Origin of the sequence: Stenotrophomonas maltophilia (genome assembly GCF_900186865.1) — a bacterium.
GTDB lineage: Bacteria > Pseudomonadota > Gammaproteobacteria > Xanthomonadales > Xanthomonadaceae > Stenotrophomonas > Stenotrophomonas maltophilia.
Window position 1 is genome coordinate 3912032 of sequence record NZ_LT906480.1, and the last position, 17867, is coordinate 3929898.

The following is a 17867-nucleotide window of genomic DNA, read 5'->3' on the forward strand; positions in this document are numbered from 1 at the left end:
CTTCGCAGGAAACGGGGCGCTGCGGCCAGGCAGCGCCCCGTGTGAATCACGCTTTGGCGAACACCAGGCGGCCACCGTCGTTTCCGACTTCGATGGTATCGCCGTTGACGAAAGCACCGGACAGGATCTGCTGCGCCAGCGGATTCTCCAGCTGCGACTGGATTGCACGCTTCAACGGGCGTGCGCCATAGACCGGATCGAAGCCGACGTTGCCGAGCAGGTCGAACGCCGCATCGGAGACCGCCAGCTTCAACCCGCGCTCGGCCAGCCGCTTTTCAAGCCCACGCATCTGGATGCGCGCGATCTGCTTGATCTGCTGCTTGTCCAGCGGGTGGAACACCACGATGTCGTCCAGGCGGTTGATGAACTCCGGACGGAAGTGCGCCTGTACCACGCCCATCACCGCCGCCTTCATCTGCGTGTAGGCCTCCGGACTGTCGTCGGCGCTCATGTCCTGGATCTGGTGCGAGCCCAGGTTCGAGGTCATCACGATGACGGTGTTGCGGAAGTCCACGGTGCGGCCCTGTCCATCGGTCAGGCGGCCATCGTCCAGCACCTGCAGCAGGATGTTGAACACATCCGGATGCGCCTTCTCCACTTCGTCCAGCAGGATCAGCGAGTACGGACGGCGACGCACGGCCTCGGTCAGGTAGCCACCTTCCTCGTAGCCCACGTAACCCGGAGGCGCGCCGATCAGACGGGCGACGCTGTGCTTCTCCATGAACTCGCTCATGTCGATGCGGATCATCGCGTCGGCGCTGTCGAACAGGAATTCGGCCAGCGACTTGCACAGCTCGGTCTTGCCGACGCCGGTCGGGCCGAGGAACAGGAACGAGCCGGCCGGGCGATTCGGATCGGACAGGCCCGCACGCGAACGGCGCACGGCATCGGAGACGACCTTGATCGCTTCTTCCTGGCCGACCACGCGGTTGTGCAGCACCTCTTCCATGCGCAACAGCTTGTCGCGCTCACCTTCGAGCATCTTGTTGACCGGGATGCCGGTCCAGCGCGATACGACCTCGGCGATCTCCTCGTCGGTCACGCGGTCCTGCACCAGCTTGAAGTCCTTGTGCTCGGCCTCCTGGGCCGCGGCCAGCTGCTTTTCCAGCTGCGGCAGCAGCCCGTACTGGATCTCGCTCATCTTGGCGAAATCCTGGCGGCGCTGCGCGGCCTCCAGCTCCAGCTTGGCCTGCTCGACCTGTTCCTTGATCTTGGTCGCGCCCTGCAGCGCGGCCTTCTCCGACTTCCAGATTTCATTGAGGTCGGAGAACTCGCGCTCCAGCCCGTCGATGTCGTTTTCCAGGTCGGCCAGGCGCTGCCGCGAGGCTTCGTCCTTCTCCTTCTTCAGCATCTCGCGCTGGATCTTCAGCTGGATCACCCGGCGCTCAAGGCGGTCCAGCTCTTCCGGCTTGGAGTCGATCTCCATGCGCAGTCGCGAGGCGGCTTCGTCCATCAGGTCGATGGCCTTGTCCGGCAGCTGGCGGTCGGTGATGTAGCGGTTGGACAACGTCGCAGCCGCGACGATGGCCGGATCGGTGATCTCCACGCCGTGGTGCACGGCGTACTTTTCCTTCAGGCCGCGCAGGATCGCGATGGTGTCCTCCACCGACGGCTCGCCCACGAACACCTTCTGGAAGCGACGCTCCAGCGCAGCATCCTTCTCGATGTACTTGCGGTATTCGTCCAGCGTGGTGGCGCCGATGCAGTGCAGCTCGCCGCGTGCCAGCGCTGGCTTCAGCATGTTGCCGGCATCCATCGCGCCATCGGCCTTGCCGGCGCCGACCATGGTGTGCAGTTCGTCGATGAACAGGATGATCTGGCCCTCGTTCTTGGCCAGGTCGTTGAGCACGCCCTTCAGGCGCTCCTCGAATTCGCCGCGGAACTTGGCCCCGGCAATCAGCGCGCCCATGTCCAGCGACAGCACGCGCTTGCCGCGCAGGCCTTCGGGCACTTCGTCGTTGATGATGCGCTGGGCCAGCCCTTCCACGATCGCGGTCTTGCCCACGCCGGGTTCGCCGATCAGCACCGGGTTGTTCTTGGTCCGGCGCTGCAGCACCTGGATGGTGCGGCGGATCTCCTCGTCTCGGCCGATCACCGGGTCGAGCTTGCCGCTCTCGGCACGCGCGGTCAGGTCGATGGTGTATTTCTCCAGCGCCTGGCGCTGTTCCTCGGCATTCTCCGACTGCACGTTCTCGCCGCCGCGCAGCTTGTCGATGGCCGCCTGCAGGCGCGTCTTGTCGGCACCGGCGGCGCGCAGCGCCATGCCCAGCGTGCCGCCGTCGTCCAGCGCCGCCAGCACGAACCACTCGCTGGCAATGAAGGCATCCCCGTGCTGCTGGGCCAGCTTGTCGGTCTGGTTCAGCAGGCGCCCCAGGTCGTTGCCCATCGAGACGTTGCCGGCCTGGCCGGACACCTTCGGCAGCGCATCCAGCGCCTCGGTCAGGCGCTCGCGCAGCACCGGCACGTTCACCCCGGCCTGGGCCAGCAGCGGACGCGTGCTGCCGCCCTGCTGGTCCAGCAGCGCGCTGAACAGGTGAACCGGTTCGATGATGCTGTTGTCGCGGCCCACGGCCAGCGACTGTGCGTCTGCCAGCGCCTGCTGGAAACGCGAGGTGAGCTTGTCCATCCGCATTGCGAATCCTCATCGGTCATCAGGGCCGGCCCGCGCCGGCGATGCTGGAAAGATGCGGTTGCCCCACCCGGTTTCAAGGGTGGCTGCGACTGCACCCCGAGGCCAGTCAGGCTTCGGCCAGCATGCCGGAACCGGTGTGGTCGGCGCGTTGATCCCGATCAGTTCTACGCGGTGAACGGGCTCAGCGGGTGATCGCGCTGCGGATCGCCCGCAGCTGCTGCTTGACCGCCCGCGCCTGGGCGGCATCCATCCGCAGCAGCGCCTTCTGCCCGATCGAGCGCGACTGCAGGGTGGGATCGACAAAGCGGTAGCGGCCGCGTTCATCGCGCTGCACCACTGGGGACTGGGCCAGTTCCGGGGTGTCCAGCAGGTGATCGATCACCGCGACCAGGCGATCATTGAAGTACCCGTCGGGCCGGCCCAGGTCGAGATAGGCCTGCTGGATCAGCGGATAGAAGCGTTTGTAGGCAGTAGCCGTTGCCGCCGGGTCCAGCGCGGTGAAGGCCTGCACGTAGGGCGCATAGCGCGCGCCGTTGCTGGCAGCGATGTGCTCGCCGCCCTCGCCCGGCTCGACCTGCAGGCTGCCCGGCAGCGGCCGCGCGGCCAGCGCGGTCGGCGGCACGCTGGGCTTGTCCAGGTTGTCGAGCTGGGTAACCAGGCGCTGGATCAGGTGGTCGCGCAGCAGCAGGGTCAGTGGCCCCTCGCCCTGGAACAGCTGGCTCAATGCGCCCCAGGCCGCCGCATCGCTATCGGCCAGCGTTGGCAGCGCCGGGTCGGCCGCGGCCTCGGTATCCAGCGGATGCCTGATCGGCGGTGGTGCCGGCGCGGGCTGCGCGGCCGCCTGCGGTTGTGGCGGCGCGCCGGTACTGGCGGGGGTTGACTGCACCGGCACCGAAACACCGTCTGCCAAGTGCTTCAGCTGATCCCGGAACAACCAACCGCCCGCGCCGCCGATCACCACCACACCCAGCACCCAGGGCCATACCGCCTTTGCACTCTGCATGATGCAGCACCTCGTTTCACACGCATGGAGAAGGTGTGACCCCACCGATTGCAGCCGGTTCCCCACCGGTTCCGCTGCCGTTCGGGTTCGCCCTGCACCAGAACCGCGCTCACGCCTGCTTTGCATGCCGCGCGCGAGGCTGGGGGCCTTGTCCTGCGGAGACACTGCCATGCAGTACGCGCTGTATTACTGGACCGGCATCCAGGGCCGGGGCGAGTTCGTGCGACTGGCGCTGGAAGATGCCGGCGCCGACTACATCGACATGGCGCGGGTGCACGGCGATGCGGTGATGCAGCCATTCCTGGATGGCAGCAGTGACGGGCCACAGCCCTTTGCACCGCCGTTCCTGAAGGCCGGCCGCCAGGTCATCGCGCAGGTCGCGGCGATCCTGGATTTCCTCGGCCCGACGCTGGACCTGGTGCCACAGGCGGCCTCGCGGCGGATGCAGGCGCTGCAACTGCAGCTGACCATCGCCGACCTGGTGGCCGAGGTGCACGACACCCACCATCCGATTGCCGCATCGAAGTACTACGAAGCGCAGAAGACCGAGGCCAAGGCACGTGCCGCGTCGCTGCGCAGCGAGCGCCTGCCGAAGTTCCTGGGCTACTTCGAACGGGTGCTGGCCGCCAACGGTGGCCGCCATGCACTGCGCGAGCATTCCTACGTGGATCTGTCGCTGTTCCAGCTACTGAGTGGGCTGGACTACATGTTTCCACGCCGCATGCAGGCACTGGCGCCGACCCTGCCCCTGCTGCGTGCGCTGCAGGCGCGGGTGGCGAAGCGGCCGAACATCGCCGCCTATCTGGCCTCGGAACGACGTCTGGCGTTCAACACCAACGGCATCTTCCGCCACTACCCGGAACTGGACGCCGAACGGTAGTGCCGGCCGCTGGCCGGCAGCTGCACGATCCGACCGAAGCCCATGAGGATGCCGGCCAGCGGCCGGCACTACCGTTGGGTCAGTTGTTTTCACCCAGCGGCTGCACCGGCTGCTTCTGCAGCGAAAGCAACCCCAGCAGCAACGCCAGTGCCACGTAGGCACCAGCGAACTGCCAGCTGATGATGCGCGCCAGGCCGTCCAGCTCCCACGGCAGGTAGATGCCACCGCGCGGATCCACCGAGTGGATCAGGCCGAACAGGGTCAGCACCGCAGCCACCAGCAGGAAGCCGCAGGCACGGCGCAGGCGGCCATCGACCATCGCCGCCACCGCCGAAATCCACAGCATCGAGGTGATGATGAAGCCGTTGCCGAGGGTGAAGATCACCGCCAGCTCGGGCAGGCCATGGCCGTCGAGCTTGCTCAGCAGCTGCGGCAGCTGGTCCGGCGCGATCCAGCCGGGTGCCTTGATCGCCAGCAGGTACGCCACCGACGGCAGGAAACCGAACACCATCGCACCGGTGTGGTGACGCGGCGTGGCCTGGAAGGCCTGGGTAGTGATATCGATGGCCACGTACACGATGATCGGTGCCAGCACCGCCAGCGGCAGCCACTGCACCAGCCCGGAGATGATGCCGAGCATGCCGCCGATGCCGACGAACAGGCCGGTCAGCAGCGTATAGCCGCTGCGCGCACCCATGTGCTTGTACGCCGGCTGGCCGATGTAGGGCGTGGTCTGCGCCACGCCGCCACAGACGCCGGCCACCAGCGTGGCCACCGCTTCCACCAGCAGGATGTCGCGGGTGCGGTAGTCGTCGCCGGCTGCGCGCGCGCTTTCAGAGACGTTGATGCCACCGACCACCATCAGCAGGCCGAACGGCAGCAGCAGCGGCAGGTAGGTCATCGCGGTGGGCAGGCCGTCGAGGAAGCCCAGTGTCGGCAGCGGCAGCACCACCTGCGGCGGCACCCACTCCGGTACATGGAAGCCGGGTGCGCCCAGCCCGGCCAGGCCGAGGCCGTAGTACAGCACGGTGCCGAACACGAAGGCCAGCAGCACGCCCGGGCCACGCACCGGCAGCTTGCCCTTGGCGATCAGCACGTACAGCAGCAAACCGAGCGTGGTGAAGCCGACCAGCGGCGAGCGCAGCGTTTCCAGCAGCGGCAGCAGACCCATCAGCACCAGCGCGATGCCGGCGATGGAACCCAGCAGCGCGGCTCGCGGCAGCGCGCGGGTGACCGCTTCGCCGAAGAACGACAACACGAACTTGAGCACGCCCATGATGACCAGCGCGGCCATGCCCAGCTGCCAGGTGGCGATGCCCGCAGCATGCGGGTCCATGCCCTGCTGCTTGAAGGCGATGAAGGCCGGGCCGAGCACCAGCAGCGCCATGCCGATGCTGGTCGGTGCATCCAGACCGAGCGGCATGGCGGTGACGTCGTCGCGGCCGGTACGCGCGGCCAGCCGGCGCGCCATCAGGGTGTACAGCAGGTTGCCGACCAGCACGCCGAAGGCGGTGCCGGGGAACATGCGGCCGAACACCACTTCGGCGGGGAACTGGAAGATCCCGACCAGGGCCATGGCGATGAAGCCGAGGATGGAGAGGTTATCGACGACCAGGCCGAAGAAGCCGTTGAAGTCGCCGGCGACGAACCAGCGACGCGGTGCGGCGGAAGCGGGAGCGGACATGGAAGGGGCGGTGGGGGTGGGGACCGCCGATGGTAGGCCCAGCGGGGCCAGCGCGCCAATTCCGTCGTGGAATGATGGGTTCCAGCCAACGGCGGAGCCCCTCGTGGCTGGGGGGTCGTCAAAAGCAGCTTTATCGGAGTGGGCCGGTCGGGATGGGCTGCGCAGGACACGCCGTAAACCCATCCCTGGGGGCTCGATGGCGCCATCCATGGCGCCAACGGTCCTGCGCAGCCCATCCCGGCCGGCCCCTGATAATTCCTTGCGCGTGCCAGCCACGGAAAGGAATCAAAGGATCAAAAGCAAAAGCGGGTCGCTTCGCTCTGAGCCGAGCATGGCTCGGCTCTACACGAACAATTCGATCATTTCCACGCTATCCACGCAGGGCGTGGATCTACCGACAGATCGCAGGAAACTGTCGAAGGTGGGGTGGGTCCGGTTGCGGGGGTGTCCGCGGCATGGATGCCGCGGCCAAGCCCCCAGGGACGGGTTTACGGCGTCCCCCGCAACCGGACCCACCCCGCCATCCCTCAGGAAACCCGCTTCTGCTCTGGCTCCGGCTCGTAGCGGGTGCAGGGCGCAGCCCTGCATCAAACCCACCCCGTTACTTCTTCAGGAAGTTGTCCACCAGCAGATGCTTCACGTCGTCGAAGCGGCCGTTCAACACCGCCTTGGCTGCATACAGCGCGGTACCGGCCACCTGCTTGGCCTCGATCTGCGGCGGCATCACCAGCTCGGCGCGGCTGGTATGCACATCCAGCAGCGCCGGGCCACGCTGCGCCAGGAAATCCTGCACCGCTTCTTCCAGATCCTCGCTGCGCGTCACCGTGCGGCCGTGGAAGCCGATCACTTCGGCAAGGCGGCCAAAATCCGGGTTCTTCAGGTCGGTGTAGTTGTCCAGCAGGCCTTCCACCTTCTGCTCCAGCTCGACGAAGTTCAGCGAGCCATTGTTGAACACCACCACCTTGATCGGCAGGTTCTCCTGCACGGCCGTCAGCAGGTCGCCCAGCAGCATCGCCAGGCCGCCATCGCCGGACAGCGAAATCACCTGCCGGCCGGGGAACGCCTTCTGCAGGCCCAGTGCCTGCGGCATTGCATTGGCCATCGTGCCGTGCAGCAGGCTGGTCAGCGTGCGGCGGCGACCGTTGACGCGGATATGCCGCAGCACCCAGACCATCGGCGAGCCGCCGTCAGCGGTGAACAGCGCATCGTCGCTGGCGTACTTCGACAGCAGCGCGGTCAGATGCTGCGGGTGGATAAGCTCGCCCTCGCCCGGCTGTTCTTCCTGCTCGCGCTTCTTCAGCGCCTTGTCGCGACGTTCGATACATTCGTCCAGGAAACTGCTGTCCTCGCGCGGCGGCAACATCGGCAGCAAGGCATCCAGCGTCGGTGCGATGTCACCGACCACGCCGAGGTTCACCGGATGGCGGCGGCCGAGATGGCTGCCATCGCGGTCGACCTGGACGATCGTGGCCTTGTCCGGGTAGAACTGGCCCCAGGCGAAGTCGGCGCCGAGCAGCAGCAGCGTGTCGCACTCCATCAGCGTGTGGAAGCCGGATTCGATGCCGAAGATGCCGGTCATGCCCATGTTGTACGGGTTGTCCGGCTCGACGAAGTCCTTGGCGCGCGAGGTGTGCGCGATCGGTGCCTGCAGGCGCCGGGCCAGTTCCAGCAGCTGTGCGTGCGCACCCTGGCAACCGGCGCCGGAGTAGATGCCGATGCGCTTGCCCTGCCCCAGCAGCTCGGCGATGCGCTGCAGCTCAGCATCCGACGGGCGCAGTACCGGCTGGGTGTAATGCACCGAGAACGGCACATCGTGCTTCACTTCGGCCTGGCTGATATCGGCGGGCAGGATCACCACCGCCACGCCACGACGGCTGATCGCGGCCTGGCAGGCCAGGGTGACCACGCGACGCGCCTGCTCGGCGCTGTGCACCTGCTCGCAGAACACCGAACAACTGGCGTACACCGCCTTGAAGTCCACTTCCTGTGGGAATTCCATGCCCAGGTCGCTGGTCACCACCTGGCTGGCGATCAGCACCATCGGCGCGCGGTTGCGGTTGCTCTCGAACACGCCATTGATGAAATGCAGGCTGCCGGGGCCGCAGGAGCCGGCGCAGGCGGTCAGTTCGCCGCTCACCAGCGAATCGGCGCCTGCGGCAAAGGCTGCTACTTCCTCATGCCGCACATGCACCCATGCGATCTCGCTGCCATGCATCGCATCGGTCACATGGTTGAGCGTATCGCCCACGATGCCGTAGCAACGGCGGACACCGGCCTGCTGCAGGGCGTCCACCACGATTTCGGCCACGCGCTTGCTCATCGGATACATCCTCGAACGGGGGAACATCCGAGGCTAGACCCGATGAAGTGATGCCTCCGCAAAAAAGGGGACGGAGGGAATCAAGTCGTATGTGCCGCAAACGACTTGATTCCCTCCGTCCCCTTTTTCTTCAATCGTTGACGTTGATCCAGCCTTCCACCGCGCCCTGCTTCGGGTTGCGGTAGCGCAGCTTCACCCAGCCGTCCTGTTCATCCAGCAGTTCCACGCGGTCGCCCTGCACCAGGTAACGCTTGGTGCTGGACGCACCGGGTCGGTCGAACAGGAACAGGCGCGCGGGTACCACGGCGGCCTGCTGACCACGCAACGGCCCGTCCGGCGGTGCGCCCAGGCCATTGGCAATCGCGCTCTCCAGCACACGGCCGGCCGGATCATACGTGCGCCAGACCGCCAACGGGCCCTGCTCGTCGGTCTGTTCCCACTGCAGCGCGGCGTTCAAGGTATCGCCCAGCATCAGCACGCTCTCAGAGCGGTACAGATGGAGCTTCGCGCCTGCAAACCGGTACAGGTCGGTGTACCACATCGGGCCACTGCGGCAGCTGCTGGTCAGGGTTCGAGTGGCAGCATCCACGCTCAACCCCATCAGGTCACCGCAACTGTCCTTGCCGTGGGTGTCGGCCTGCAGCGCGCGGAACCCCGCACTGGCCGGATCGAACCGGTACACCGTCACCGCTTCGTTGACCATGCCCACCGAGGCGCGTGCGACCAGTTCCGGGTAGCCATCGAAATCGACATCTTCGAGCGACCATCGCGAACTGCCATCGGCATCCGCCGCGCCCTCAAGCGTCTGGCGCTTGCCCGACGGTGACAGCTGCACGGCGATGCTGCCGTCCTGCTGCGGATCGGCGTGCGCCTGCACATGCGCGGCCACCTGGAACCGCAGCGTTTCGCCGTCGTCGCCACTTGCCTGCGCCGACGGTGCCAGCACGCCCGCCAGCACCAGGCCCAGCACGCATTCCCTGCAATTCATCATTGCTCCCTGCGGCACCGCGGCGGCACCTTCAACTCAGAACGATACCTCGACCGGCTGCCGCGACCACAGCACCGATTGATGCTTGGTCTGCTGCTTCCACGCCAGGCGGATCGCTTCGATGTCGGCGCGGCGCTGCGGGGTGTCCTCGTGCAGCACCACCAGCACCTTGGTGCGCAGGCGGTTGGGCGCGGCATCACCGCGGAACAGCCATTGGCCATAGGCATCGAACACGGTCAGGCCATCCGGGAAGCGCGGAGTGACTTCCTTGTCCAGGAAGGTGCGCCACTGCGCCTCGCTGATGGTATCGGCCTGCGGGCGGTTGCCGGCGCCCTGCTCCTCGCCCACGCCGAAATACAGCTCGCTGCGCACCCAGCCGTGGCCGGCGGACGGGCGTGCAGCATCGCCCTTCAGTTCGGCGGTGGTGGCCGTGGCATAGGCGCTGGGCGCCTGCGAGGACAGGCTGGCGCAGCCACTGGTGGCCAGCAGCACGGCGAAGACGAGGCCAAGGTGTTTCATCGGTACAGCTCCGGGGAAGGGGGGAAAAGGCGAGCCGGCAGCGTACAGCGCCATCGGTTCAGCGTGCTGATGCCAGCCGGGCATCAGCTCATGCTGGACCGGCAGGGGCTTGCACCGGCACCGGCCATCACGCGAAGATAATATATCGCTTCATCCGGATGGATGTAAGTGAAACTATCTCCCCCTTCCCCGTCGTCGTTGTTGCTGGAGCCCCCATGTCCGCCCGCCTGCCCGCGTCGCCACTCGGCCTCGCCATCGCCCTCGCGCTGTCCTCCGCCGCCGTCCCGGCCCTGGCCCAGGACGCCACCAACCTGGACACGGTGATCGTCACCGGCACCCGTGCCGCCGACCGCACCGTGCTCGAATCCACCTCACCGGTGGATGTGCTCACCGCCGAGGACATCCGCAAGGCCGGCGTGGTCAACGGTGAACTGGGCAGCGCGCTGCAGGCGCTGCTGCCGTCGTTCAACTTCCCGCGCCAGTCCAACTCCGGTGGCGCCGACCACGTGCGCGCGGCACAGCTGCGTGGCCTCTCGCCGGACCAGGTGCTGGTGCTGGTCAATGGCAAGCGCCGCCACCACACCGCGCTGGTCAACACCGACAGCAAGATCGGCAAGGGCACCACCCCGGTCGACTTCAACTCGATTCCGGTCAGTGCGATCAAGCGCATCGAAGTGCTGCGCGACGGCGCCGGCGCGCTGTACGGATCGGATGCGGTGGCCGGTGTGATCAACGTGATACTCGACAACGGCGGCGATGGCGGCGAGATCGAGGCCAGCTACGGTGCCAACCACACCGACCTCAAGCCGATCGGGCGTACCCTTACCGACGGCCAGACCGGCAACATCAGCGCCAAGGTCGGCACCTCGCTGGGCGAGGACGGCGGCTTCCTGCGCGCCGGCCTGGAATACAAGCATCGCAACGGCACCAACCGTGCCGGCTTCGACCAGATTCCGCCGTGGGACCAGACCCCCGACAACCTGGCGCTGCAGGGCAAGCGCAACTATGTGCTGGGCGATGGCAAGAGCAAGGACATCAACCTGTGGCTGAACACCGAGATCCCGGTGGGCCAGACCTCGACGTTCTACGCGTTCGGCACCTTCAACCAGCGCGATACCGAAGGCGCAAACTACTTCCGCTACCCCGATGGCGATGCCAACTGGAAGGAGGTCTATCCGAATGGGTACCGGCCGATCTCCGAGGGCGAGAACCGCGACGTGCAGGCCGTGGCCGGCGTGCGCGGGCAGTGGGGCGAATGGAGCTACGACGGCAGCCTGGACTACGGCCAGAACGACTTCACCTACCGCCTGCGTGATTCGCTCAACGCCTCGCTGGGCCCGACCAGCCCGACCCGCTTCAAGACCGCCGATTACGAATACGCGCAGACCGTGGGCAACCTCGATCTGAGCCGCGTGTTCACCCAGAGCGACAGCATCAGCCACACGCTCGGCCTGGGCGTGGAAGCACGCCACGAGCGCTACCAGACCCGTCCCGGCGACCCGGCCAGCTATGCGGCCGGCCCGTACACCGACCGCCCGACCGGTTCGCAGGCCGGTGGCGGCTTGACCCCGCAGGACGCGGCCACCCTGTCTCGCGATGTCGCCAGCGCCTACGCCAGCCTGTCCAGTCAGTTCGGCGAGAAGTTCTCCACCGATCTGGCCGCGCGCTACGAGCACAACGACGATTTCGGTGGCGAACTGACCGGCAAGCTCGGCCTGCGCTACGAATTCACCCCGGCGTTCGCGTTGCGTGGCGCCATCTCCAACAACTTCCGCGCGCCGTCGCTGGCGCAGATCGGCTACGAGTCCACCTCCACCGGCTACAACGCTGGCGGCCAGCTGGTGCAGGGCCGCCTGCTGTCGGTCAACAATCCGATCGCGCGTGGCCTGGGTGCGCAGAACCTGAAGCCGGAGAAGTCGATCAATACCTCGCTGGGCTTCACCAGCCGAATTGGCGAGCACTTCGACCTGTCACTGGACTTCTTCCAGATCGACATCGACGATCGCATCGCGCTGTCGGAGAGCATCACCGGCGATGCACTGACCGACTACGTGGCCGCCAACTACGGCGTCAGCGGCCTGCAGAGCGCCAGTTTCTTCGTCAACGCCGCCGATACCCGCACCCGCGGCGCCGAGCTGGTGAGCAACTGGCGCCAGTCACTGGGCGACGGCCAGCTGCTGCTGACCGGCACCTATGCGTACACCAAGACCACGCTGAAGAACGTGCTGGCTACGCCGGCGCAGCTGCAGGCGCTCAACCCGAACTATGTGCTGTTCGGCATCGAAGAGACCAACACGCTCACCGATGCCACGCCGCGTACCCGCGGCAGCTTCTCGGCCGCATGGAGCAACGACCACTGGTCGCTGAGCAGCCGCGTGAACCGCTACGGCAGCGCCACCCGCGTGTTCAACTTCGGTGACGGCTACATCCCGCGCCAGACCTACCAGGCCGAGTGGCAGCTGGATGCGGAGGTCGAATACCGCATCACTCCGCGCTGGAGCGTGGCCATCGGCGGCCAGAACCTGACCGACAACTACCCGGATCGATCCAACAGCGATATCCACTACTTCGGCAACCTGCCGTATGACGTGCTGTCGCCGATCGGCAGCAACGGCGCGTACTACTACGGCCGCGTCCGCTATATGTTCTGATCGCATTGGGTGGGTGCGGACCGTTGGTCCGCACGACACGGTAGTGCCGGCCGCTGGCCGGCAACTTCGTGATCCGGGTGCGGATCTGCTTTGGGCGGGTGCGGACCGTTGGCCCGCACTGTTTGAGCTGGATGCAGGCTGACCTGCCGTGCCGACCAACGGTCGGCACCCACCGAAGCAGGGCCGTAGCCTGCCCTCGACCCCGCGTACACGCCCACGCTGGCAAGCTGGGCGTCATGGCTGAACCGCTCCCCCTGCGTCCGCCACCGCCATTGCTGGACGACGCCTGTGCGTTGTTCCTCGATGTCGATGGCACCCTGATCGAATTCGCTGCACGCCCGGATGCCGTGCAGCTGCTGCCGGATGTGCGTGAAGCCATCGGCCGCATCAGCGACCGCCTGGAAGGTGCTGTGGCACTGGTCAGTGGTCGCCCGCTTGAACAGCTGGATCAACTGTTCGCCCCCCTGCAACTACCCGCCGCCGGCCTGCACGGCCATGAGCTGCGTGGCGAAGACGGTCGTGTGCTGCGCGACGAACACGACGACGACACCGCCGAATGGCTGCACGCGCTGCACCAGCAGGCGATGCGCTTCGCCCATGGGCATCCTGGCGTGCTGGTGGAAGACAAGGGCGTCGGCCTGGCCTTGCACTGGCGCGGTGCGCCGCATGCCGCCAGCGATGTCCGCGCGTTCGCTGACCGCCACGTGCGTGGCCGCACCAGCTACCGCCTGCAGCCTGGCGACCATGTGGTCGAGTTCGTACCTGTCGGCACCGACAAGGGCCGTGCCGTGCGCCGGATGATGCAGTACCTGCCCTTCCGCGGCCGCCTGCCGGTGTTCCTCGGTGATGACCTCACCGACGAATTCGGCTTCGATGCTGCCAACGGCCAGCATGGCTGGAGCGTGCTGGTGGGTGAACGTGAACCCAGTGCGGCCGTGTTCGCGCTGCCCGACATACGCAGCGTGCACGCCTGGCTGCGTGAGAATGCCTATTGACCCGGCCAACCCCCACGGCCGCAACCGAGATGTACCGCGTGATGACCCAACCCGATCTTGATCTGGGCGTGGTCGGCAACGGCAGCTTCGGCGCCCTGGTCGACAAACATGCCCGCGTTGTCTGGAGCTGCCTGCCCACCTTCGACGGCGACCCGACCTTCTGCGCCCTGCTCGGCCCCAACCAGCAGACCGGCGGCGACTTCGCCATCGAGCTGGAGGACTTCGCGAGCAGCGAGCAGGAATACCTCACCAACACTGCGATCCTGCGCACCGTGCTGCGTGACACGCAGGGCGGCGCATTGGAAATCCTCGATTTCGCCCCGCGCTGGCGCCAGAACGATCGCTTCTACCGCCCGGTCAGCCTGATCCGCCAGGTGCGTCCGCTGGCTGGCAGCCCGCGCATCACCGTGCGTGCGCGACCACTGGCGGACTGGGGCGCACGCGTGCCCGAATCCACCTGGGGCAGCAACCATGTGCGCTGGATCCTGCCCGAACACGTGCTGCGGCTGACCACCGATGTGCCGGTGCGCTTCGTGCGCGACGGCCTGCCGTTCGTGCTCAACCATCCGATTCACCTGATCCTGGGCGTGGATGAATCGCTCAATCGTTCGATCAGCGGCTACGTGCAGGAAGCCTTCCAGCGCACCCGCGACTACTGGCGCGAGTGGGTGCGCTACCTGTCCATTCCACTGGAATGGCAGGACGCGGTCATCCGCAGTGCGATCACGTTGAAGCTGTGCCAGTACGAGGACAGCGGCGCGATCATCGCGGCGATGACCACTTCCATTCCGGAAGCACCCGGCAGCGTGCGCAACTGGGACTACCGCTACTGCTGGCTGCGCGACGCGGCCTTCGTGGTGCGGGCGCTGAACCGTCTCGGCGCAACGCGCACGATGGAACAGTTCCTCGGCTACATCTTCAACCTGGCCACCACCGACGGCACGCTGCAGCCGCTGTATGGCATCGGCTTCGAGGCCAAGCTGGACGAAGACGAAGTGCCCAGCCTGTCCGGTTATCGCGGCATGGGCCCGGTACGGCGCGGCAACCTGGCCTGGGTGCAGCGCCAGCACGATGTCTACGGCAGCGTGGTGCTGGCGTCCACGCAGCTGTTCTTCGACCGGCGCCTGCAGGACCCGGGTGATGCGCACACCTTTGCCCGCCTGGAACCCCTGGGCGAACAGGCCTTCGCCCTGCACGACGTACCCGATGCCGGCCTGTGGGAATTCCGCGGCCGCACCGAAGTGCACACCTACACCAGCGCGATGTGCTGGGCCGCCTGCGACCGCCTGTGCAAGATCGCCGTGCGCCTGAAGCGTGACGACCGCGCGCATTACTGGCGCGAGCGCGCCGACACCATCCACGCGCGCATCATGGCCGAATCCTGGAACGAGGAGCTGGGCCACTTCACCGATACCTTCGGCGGCCATCGGCTGGATGCCTCGCTGCTGCTGCTGGCCGATATCGGTTTCATCGACGCGCTGGACGCCCGCTTCATCGCCACCGTCGATGCCATCGGCCGCGACCTCAAGCATGGCAATTCGCTGTACCGCTATGTCGCGCCGGATGACTTCGGTGAGCCGGAGACCAGCTTCACCATCTGCACCTTCTGGTACATCGACGCGCTGGCCGCGATCGGGCGCATGGATGAAGCACGTGAGATGTTCGAGCTGCTGCTGAAGCAGCGCAACCACCTGGGCCTGCTGTCGGAGGATCTGGCCTTCGACAGCGGCGAGGCCTGGGGCAATTTCCCGCAGACCTATTCGCACGTCGGCCTGATCACCGCCGCAATGCGCCTGTCGCGGTCCTGGCAGGAGGCATCGTGAGTCGTCTGGTCGTGGTCTCAAACCGTGTGGCCGTGCCCGGCGAGAACCGCGCCGGCGGCCTGGCTGTCGGCCTGCTGGCTGCCCTGAAGGAACGCGGCGGCCTGTGGTTCGGCTGGAGCGGCAAGACGGTGAAGGAAGGCAGCGGCACGCTGCACCGGCAGAAAGACGGTGACATCGACTACGTCACCATGGACCTGAGCAAGCGCGAGGTCGATGGCTACTACAACGGCTTCGCCAACCGCACCTTGTGGCCGCTGCTGCACTTCCGCCTGGATCTGGTCGACTACGACCGCGGCACCCGCGAGACCTACCACAAGGTCAACGCGCTGTTCGCCGACAAGCTCGCGCCACTGCTGCGCGAGGACGACATCGTCTGGATCCACGACTACCACCTGATCCCGCTCGGTGCGCTGCTGCGCGAGCGCGGCATCGGTTGTCGCATAGGCTTCTTCCTGCATATCCCGATGCCGTCTGCCGACCTGCTGCAGGCGATGCCCGACCACCTGCGGCTGTTCTCCGCGCTGTACGCCTACGACCTGGTCGGCTTCCAGACCCAACGCGACGCTGATCGCTTCCAGACCTACCTGCGCCTGTTCGGCGGCGGCCGCGTGCTCGACAACGGCGAGCTGGAAGCACCGGGCGGGCGCCGCTTCCGTGCCGCCGCCTTCCCGATCGGCATCGACACCGAGCTGATCGCACGCCAGGCCGGCACCGCGGCCACCAAGGCCGCCGTGAAGAACCTGCGCGCCAGTCTGCGCGATCGCCAGCTGGCGATCGGCGTGGATCGCCTGGACTATTCCAAGGGCCTGCCCGAACGCTTCCTTGGCTTCGAGCGCTATCTTGAGCGCCACCCCGACCAGCGCGGCTCGCTGACCTACCTGCAGATCGCCCCGGTCTCGCGCGGCGATGTCACCGAGTACCGGCAGCTGCGCAGCCAGCTGGAACAGATCGCCGGCCACATCAATGGTGGTCACGCCGAACCTGACTGGACGCCGCTGCGCTACGTCAACCAGAACTTCACCCATGCCACCCTCACCGGCTTCTACCGGGCGGCGGCGGTCGGCCTGGTCACGCCGTTGCGCGATGGAATGAACCTGGTGGCCAAGGAATACGTGGCGTCGCAGGACCCGGAAGATCCCGGCGTGCTGGTGTTGTCGCTGCTGGCCGGCGCTGCCGACGAACTCAAGCAGGCATTGCTGGTCAACCCGCACGATCTGGACGGCGTGGCCGACGCCATCGCCACGGCAGCAACGATGTCACTGAGCAGGCGCAAGGAACGCTGGCACGCGATGATGGATCACCTGCGCACCTACGACATCAATCACTGGCGCCGCAGCTATCTGGACGCGCTGGAAGGTTGAGGAAAAAAGGGGACGGAGGGGATCAAGGCAGTTGTGCACAGACGCCTTGATCCCCTCCGTCCTCTTTTTCCTTCAATCCAGGAATCGCGCTGCCTGCTCCGGTGCGGGCAGATGACAGGCGTCGTGCCGCCCGAACCAGCGGTAGCGGTTGCGCGCCAGCGCGCGGTACGCGGCATCACGCCAGCCGCGCGGCACTGCCCGCAACACGCCGATCAGGCGCCAGGCGCCGCCCAGCCCCGCCAGCACGCGCAGGATCGCATCGGTATCGGTCCAGGCGCCCTGCGCGTCCAGCAGCAGGAACGACATCGGGTCCTGCGGGTCCAGCCCGTGCGCGCGCAACATCGCGCTGCCCTGCTGCCCCTGCATCGCCGCAAAGCGGTAGCGCCCCGCGCGGTCGAAACGCAGCAGGAAGCGCACCCAGCGGTTGCACAGCGCGCATACGCCATCGAATACGATCATCGCGCTGCCCGCCTCGGCGGCGGCCTCACTGCGGTTCGAGCCAACCTTCATAGCGGATCAGGGCTCCCGCCCAGGGCAGCGTCACATCGACCAGGAAAGTGTAACGCTCGCCCTGCCAGGCTTCGCGGCAACGTACGCCACCAAACCAGCGCCTCGGCAGCGGCAGCAGCCCGAACGCCCAGACCCGGCGCACCGACCAGTCGATGCCACCCTCGCGGGCCTGCAGATCAAACTCGAAGCGCACCGCGCCCAACTGCTCGCGCAGGCAGCCCTCGTGCGCCCACAGCCGCGACACCATCGGCCAGCGGCCAAACTGCCGCGCCCACTGCTCGCCCTGCCCGTGTGCACTGAACGCCACTTCGGTCGGCAACGCTCCACCGTCCTTCGGCAGCCGCGCCAACGCGGCCAACAGCGGCACCAGCCAGTGCCGCCCCCTCACGATACGCGCCTGCCCCACGTAGCGGCAGGGCAACGGCGCGGCATGCAACGCCTGCACCGGCGCGGCCAGGGTGGCGAAGGCCGGCCCCAGCACGCGCGCGAACAGCGGCAAGG

General features: G+C 66.9%; 13 protein-coding genes. 5 read left to right on the plus strand and 8 right to left on the minus strand.

Translation table 11 applies throughout. The features are described from left to right. Positions 1-46: 46 nt before the first annotated feature. Together clpB and CKW06_RS18565 are read right to left on the minus strand one after the other, a co-directional pair. On the minus strand, positions 47-2632 hold the full coding sequence (gene clpB / locus CKW06_RS18560) for an ATP-dependent chaperone ClpB (RefSeq protein WP_012481080.1): 2586 nt from the start codon (positions 2630-2632) through the stop codon (positions 47-49). Between the two features lie 181 nt (positions 2633-2813). Continuing rightward, positions 2814-3635 carry a DUF3014 domain-containing protein gene (locus CKW06_RS18565; RefSeq protein WP_024957831.1) on the minus strand — a complete coding sequence of 274 codons (822 nt, stop codon included), beginning with the start codon at positions 3633-3635 and terminating at the stop codon, positions 2814-2816. Positions 3636-3804: 169 nt separating this feature from the next. Here CKW06_RS18565 and CKW06_RS18570 point away from each other — a divergent pair, with 169 nt between their 5' ends. Further along, positions 3805-4515, plus strand: a complete 711-nt coding sequence (locus CKW06_RS18570) for a glutathione S-transferase (RefSeq protein ID WP_024957830.1) — start codon at positions 3805-3807, stop codon at positions 4513-4515. Between the two features lie 79 nt (positions 4516-4594). Here the strand turns inward: CKW06_RS18570 and CKW06_RS18575 are convergent, their stop codons facing one another. The 4 genes from CKW06_RS18575 to CKW06_RS18590 all read right to left on the minus strand — a co-directional run bounded on the left by CKW06_RS18575 (position 4595) and on the right by CKW06_RS18590 (position 10026). Next, positions 4595-6199, minus strand: coding sequence for a SulP family inorganic anion transporter (locus tag CKW06_RS18575; RefSeq protein WP_038646440.1), 1605 nt, complete (start codon positions 6197-6199; stop codon positions 4595-4597). A 601-nt stretch (positions 6200-6800) separates the two neighbouring features. Further along, positions 6801-8519: a thiamine pyrophosphate-dependent enzyme gene (locus CKW06_RS18580; protein WP_024956783.1), complete on the minus strand. Its 1719-nt coding sequence runs from the start codon at positions 8517-8519 to the stop codon at positions 6801-6803. A 130-nt stretch (positions 8520-8649) separates the two neighbouring features. Beyond that, positions 8650-9507 (minus strand): SH3 domain-containing protein, encoded by an 858-nt coding sequence (locus CKW06_RS18585; protein WP_024956782.1) that lies wholly within the window; start codon positions 9505-9507, stop codon positions 8650-8652. Positions 9508-9543: 36 nt separating this feature from the next. Next, positions 9544-10026: a DUF3574 domain-containing protein gene (locus CKW06_RS18590; RefSeq protein WP_010481551.1), complete on the minus strand. Its 483-nt coding sequence runs from the start codon at positions 10024-10026 to the stop codon at positions 9544-9546. A 215-nt stretch (positions 10027-10241) separates the two neighbouring features. Between CKW06_RS18590 and CKW06_RS18595 the strand changes: the two genes are divergently transcribed. From CKW06_RS18595 to otsA, 4 genes are all read left to right on the plus strand, one after another. Further along, positions 10242-12677 carry a TonB-dependent receptor plug domain-containing protein gene (locus tag CKW06_RS18595; RefSeq protein ID WP_024956781.1) on the plus strand — a complete coding sequence of 812 codons (2436 nt, stop codon included), beginning with the start codon at positions 10242-10244 and terminating at the stop codon, positions 12675-12677. Between the two features lie 236 nt (positions 12678-12913). Then, a complete protein-coding gene (otsB, locus tag CKW06_RS18600) occupies positions 12914-13672 on the plus strand; it encodes a trehalose-phosphatase (protein ID WP_005410783.1) in 759 nt (252 codons plus the stop codon). Between the two features lie 41 nt (positions 13673-13713). Continuing rightward, complete coding sequence (locus tag CKW06_RS18605; RefSeq protein WP_005410784.1) at positions 13714-15495, plus strand: glycoside hydrolase family 15 protein; 1782 nt, start codon at positions 13714-13716, stop codon at positions 15493-15495. Then, the gene (gene otsA, locus CKW06_RS18610; protein WP_005410785.1) at positions 15492-16856 is read left to right on the plus strand and encodes an alpha,alpha-trehalose-phosphate synthase (UDP-forming); all 1365 of its coding nucleotides are present in this window, start codon (positions 15492-15494) and stop codon (positions 16854-16856) included. Before CKW06_RS18605 ends, otsA begins: the two co-directional genes overlap by 4 nt. A 72-nt stretch (positions 16857-16928) precedes the next feature. Here otsA and CKW06_RS18615 read toward each other — a convergent pair whose 3' ends face one another. Beyond that, positions 16929-17366, minus strand: a complete 438-nt coding sequence (locus tag CKW06_RS18615; protein ID WP_024956780.1) for a thiol-disulfide oxidoreductase DCC family protein — start codon at positions 17364-17366, stop codon at positions 16929-16931. Then, positions 17341-17865, minus strand: a complete 525-nt coding sequence (locus CKW06_RS18620; protein ID WP_005410787.1) for a DUF4166 domain-containing protein — start codon at positions 17863-17865, stop codon at positions 17341-17343. Before CKW06_RS18620 ends, CKW06_RS18615 begins: the two co-directional genes overlap by 26 nt. Positions 17866-17867: the final 2 nt, after the last annotated feature.

What these genes read in the sequence shown, in the direction of transcription:
- CKW06_RS18570 (WP_024957830.1), top strand. Translation starts at nt 3,805, where the DNA reads ATGCAGTACGCGCTGTATTACTGGACCGGCATCCAGGGCCGGGGCGAG.
- CKW06_RS18585 (WP_024956782.1), bottom strand. Translation starts at nt 9,507, where the DNA reads ATGAATTGCAGGGAATGCGTGCTGGGCCTGGTGCTGGCGGGCGTGCTG.
- CKW06_RS18590 (WP_010481551.1), bottom strand. Translation starts at nt 10,026, where the DNA reads ATGAAACACCTTGGCCTCGTCTTCGCCGTGCTGCTGGCCACCAGTGGC.
- otsB (WP_005410783.1), top strand. Translation starts at nt 12,914, where the DNA reads ATGGCTGAACCGCTCCCCCTGCGTCCGCCACCGCCATTGCTGGACGAC.
- clpB (WP_012481080.1), bottom strand. Translation starts at nt 2,632, where the DNA reads ATGCGGATGGACAAGCTCACCTCGCGTTTCCAGCAGGCGCTGGCAGAC.
- CKW06_RS18565 (WP_024957831.1), bottom strand. Translation starts at nt 3,635, where the DNA reads ATGCAGAGTGCAAAGGCGGTATGGCCCTGGGTGCTGGGTGTGGTGGTG.
- CKW06_RS18615 (WP_024956780.1), bottom strand. Translation starts at nt 17,366, where the DNA reads ATGAAGGTTGGCTCGAACCGCAGTGAGGCCGCCGCCGAGGCGGGCAGC.
- CKW06_RS18595 (WP_024956781.1), top strand. Translation starts at nt 10,242, where the DNA reads ATGTCCGCCCGCCTGCCCGCGTCGCCACTCGGCCTCGCCATCGCCCTC.
- CKW06_RS18575 (WP_038646440.1), bottom strand. Translation starts at nt 6,199, where the DNA reads ATGTCCGCTCCCGCTTCCGCCGCACCGCGTCGCTGGTTCGTCGCCGGC.
- CKW06_RS18580 (WP_024956783.1), bottom strand. Translation starts at nt 8,519, where the DNA reads ATGAGCAAGCGCGTGGCCGAAATCGTGGTGGACGCCCTGCAGCAGGCC.
- CKW06_RS18605 (WP_005410784.1), top strand. Translation starts at nt 13,714, where the DNA reads ATGACCCAACCCGATCTTGATCTGGGCGTGGTCGGCAACGGCAGCTTC.